The organism is Wolbachia endosymbiont of Drosophila leontia (genome assembly GCF_028981785.1).
Lineage (GTDB): Bacteria > Pseudomonadota > Alphaproteobacteria > Rickettsiales > Anaplasmataceae > Wolbachia > Wolbachia pipientis.
The window spans coordinates 1-3172 of sequence record NZ_JAPQLK010000028.1 but is presented as its reverse complement, the minus strand read 5'-3'; the positions used below and the strand labels follow the sequence as shown (position 1 = coordinate 3172).

The window sequence follows — 3172 nt, the reverse complement described above, 5'->3', positions numbered from 1 at the left end:
ACCAGCTTGCAAATGATTGTCCTTTCCTTCATTTCTCTCCTATTACGAAGATTTTAAACAGGTTCTAACAGAGTTGCAAGAAAGTCAAAAAATCGATGCTGAGCAGTTTGAAAAAGTTTTTGGTGCATTAAAAGAATGGCAAGAAGCTCAAAAGATAGATGCTGAGCAGTTTGAAAAAGTTTTTAGTGCATTAAAAGACAAGATTGGTACTGAGCAGTTTCAAGGTATGCAAGAGCACTTAAACGGCCTGCAAAAAAAAGTGGAAACACTTGCAGAGGCAGTAGCAGATCAAGAAAAAACACTACTAATTTGTACCATAGCCACTGCTGTTGCCGTAATAGCGATAACTAGTTTTGTTGCATTCTGTATCTATCAGGGAGTTAAGTGTGAAAGGGAGAAAGAAAAGAACTTGTCTAAAGATACACCAGACGCAAAACTTAATAATGTAGATACTACCGATGGTACTGAAAAACTACAGAATAACTTAAAAGTTGCAAACATATAGCTGCATAACACTTTTCTTGAAAAGGTGTTACGCAACTTGTAACACCTTCCTCTTCTCTTAGCCTATGTAGGTTTTTTTGATAGCAAACATATCACTTTTTAGAAAAATATTTGTATTGTAAAGTTAGTAAAGATTCTGGTTTACTTAAAGTTTGTTAATTGCTATCTTTTAAAACGCGATATTTACTATAGCACCATATGCTTAGGATTTTTTCTAAAGTTTTGTTTATATTAATGTTTTTGGTTTCTAGCTTTTTTACTGTGCATAGTGCTGGAGCTAAATCTAAGCTCAGTAAGAGATACATACCTCCTGGTAACCCTGGTGGTGCAAACTTTCATACAGATGAGGATTTTGCTGAGTCATATAAACTGTATGAGAAGCGTAGGGAATTGCTCAAGAAAAAAAAGTCACAAGATCGAGCTATAAATAAAGAAGATCTGATCAAAAAATTAAAAGAGAAAAAAATTGCTAGTCTTGATAATGAGCCAAATGACATGGAAGCGTGCATAGTCGACGATGAAGAGAGCGCTATGATAAATCAGCATGGTATTAATATCGCACGTTTAAAGGGTGCTGTATTTATAGATCAAGAGCCAGTTTCTCAGTATGAAAGTAAGCAGCATGAAAGTGAACAACAAGAAGGGAAGAAAGTTACTTCAACACGAGAAAAGAAAGTTTCTCCTATAAATATCACTATAAAAGAAACTCCTTCAAGAAGAACGTGCTCACATGATTCTATTGCTAATTTGGATAACGTAGATGCTTATAGTTTGAATGGTTCAAGTTCGTTTGGCAGCGTAGCTGACACAGTAAAATAGTATCACAATTAATAATATGCTAGATACAGACCTGATATTGAATGACGATGCATGTGAATTATCGCCAATGTCCAGGCACAAAACTCATGTTGTAGAAGTTGGAAAAGTAAAGATAGGCGGAAATAATCCTGTAGTTGTACAATCTATGGCGCTTGGTGTGCATATAGATTCTGATAATATAAAAAGTAGCGCAAAACATTATGCAAAAGAGATAACAGAACTAGCGCGTACAGGTTCAGAATTGGTGCGAATTGCCTTGAACTCAGAGGGGGTAGCAGGGGCAATACCTTATATAGTAGAAGAGATAAATAAAGAAGGTTTTGACGGTAAAATATTGGTAGGCTGCGGTCAATATGAGCTAGATAAATTAGTTCAAGATTATCCGGACAACATCAAAATGCTGGGTAAAATTAGAATCAATCCAGGCAATATAGGCTTTGGCAACAAACGTGATGAGAAATTTGAAAGGGTTATAGAGTATGCAATAATGCACGATCTTCCGGTTAGAATTGGAGTAAATTGGGGTAGTCTTGATAAATACCTTTTACAAAAACTGATGGATGAAAACTCTTTGCTTAGTAATTCAAGGCCTTCGGACGTTATACTGCGCAAAGCACTTGTAATGTCTGCTCTTGATAGTGCAAAAAAAGCTAAAGAAATTGGTCTAAGTTCAAACAAAATAATCATTTCATGTAAGGTTAGCAAAGTACAAGATTTAATTTTAGTTTATACGGCACTTGCAAAATCTTCCAATTATGCACTGCATTTGGGTTTAACTGAGGCTGGTATGGGCAATAAAGGTGTGGTAAATACCGCAGCGGGGCTTACTTATTTATTGCAAAATGGCATTGGAGATACCATACGGGCTTCTTTGACTCAACGTCCTGGTGAATCGCGTACTAATGAAGTGGCGGTGTGTCAGGAAATATTGCAGTCTATAGGCTTGCGATACTTTAACCCTCAGGTTAATTCATGTCCTGGTTGTGGGCGCACGAGCAGCGATCGTTTTCGTATATTAACTGAAGAAGTGAATGGCTATATAAAAACTCATATGCCGATGTGGAAGAAAAAAAATCCAGGTGTAGAGCATATGAGCATTGCTGTTATGGGGTGCATAGTAAACGGCCCTGGAGAAAGCAAACACGCAAATTTGGGAATCAGCTTACCTGGATATGGAGAAAAACCTGTTTCAGCAGTCTACAAAAACGGCAAATATTTCAAAACTTTACAAGGTGATAATGTCTCTGAAGAATTTAAGGCAATTATTGATAATTATGTGAAGAAGCATTACACGTAACCTTTCACGGCTAATTAATAGGTAAATCGCAAATAAAAAAGAAAATTAGACCTTGTTTTTCTTTTTTCGTTGGGAATGTTCAAAAAAGCATACGCGTCAAGTTAAGAGATTGTGAGCAAATTTAGAGAGGTTAAAGTGGATACTCTAGCCCTTCTACGTTTGTCTTTTAATGAAAATCGCGACCAAGTTATAGTGAGTTTTTTAAGAAATGCTTTTAAACTATTAATTTTGGTTAATACTAAAAATAACTCTCTAACCCGCCTTTTTAGCTCAATAAATGCCTTTGTTAAGCTAAGTTCTGTATTCTTTTTCACTTCTGTACAACCAACTATGCCGTGAAATATAAGAATTGCGCACAATTTAGCATATAGTTCACATAATACTCTGCATGGCTTTCCTTTTAACTTATCAAGCCTGATATGGCTTTTATACAATTTAAATAATAACTCAATTTGCCACCTTACTCTGTAAATCGTTAATACTTGCTCAGCACTAATTTTATTTTCTGGAACATTAGTTATACCAGTTCAACAATTTTTGATTTCTTTTAGA

General features: G+C 35.6%; 3 protein-coding genes and 1 pseudogene. 3 read left to right on the top strand and 1 reads right to left on the bottom strand.

Annotated elements, in window-relative coordinates; translation table 11 throughout:
• Window positions 1-73: 73 nt before the first annotated feature.
• The 3 genes from OZD63_RS00895 (at window position 74) to ispG (ending at window position 2620) form a co-directional block, all read left to right on the top strand.
• Window positions 74-505 carry a hypothetical protein gene (locus OZD63_RS00895; RefSeq protein WP_275007848.1) on the top strand — a complete coding sequence of 144 codons (432 nt, stop codon included), beginning with the start codon at window positions 74-76 and terminating at the stop codon, window positions 503-505.
• Between the two features lie 197 nt (window positions 506-702).
• Complete coding sequence (locus OZD63_RS00890; RefSeq protein ID WP_065094679.1) at window positions 703-1323, top strand: TRP75-related protein; 621 nt, start codon at window positions 703-705, stop codon at window positions 1321-1323.
• 16 nt (window positions 1324-1339) lie between these two features.
• Complete coding sequence (gene ispG / locus OZD63_RS00885; protein ID WP_275007845.1) at window positions 1340-2620, top strand: flavodoxin-dependent (E)-4-hydroxy-3-methylbut-2-enyl-diphosphate synthase; 1281 nt, start codon at window positions 1340-1342, stop codon at window positions 2618-2620.
• Between the two features lie 101 nt (window positions 2621-2721).
• Here ispG and OZD63_RS00880 read toward each other — a convergent pair.
• Window positions 2722-3172 (bottom strand): annotated as a pseudogene (locus tag OZD63_RS00880) (transposase); the annotation flags it as partial.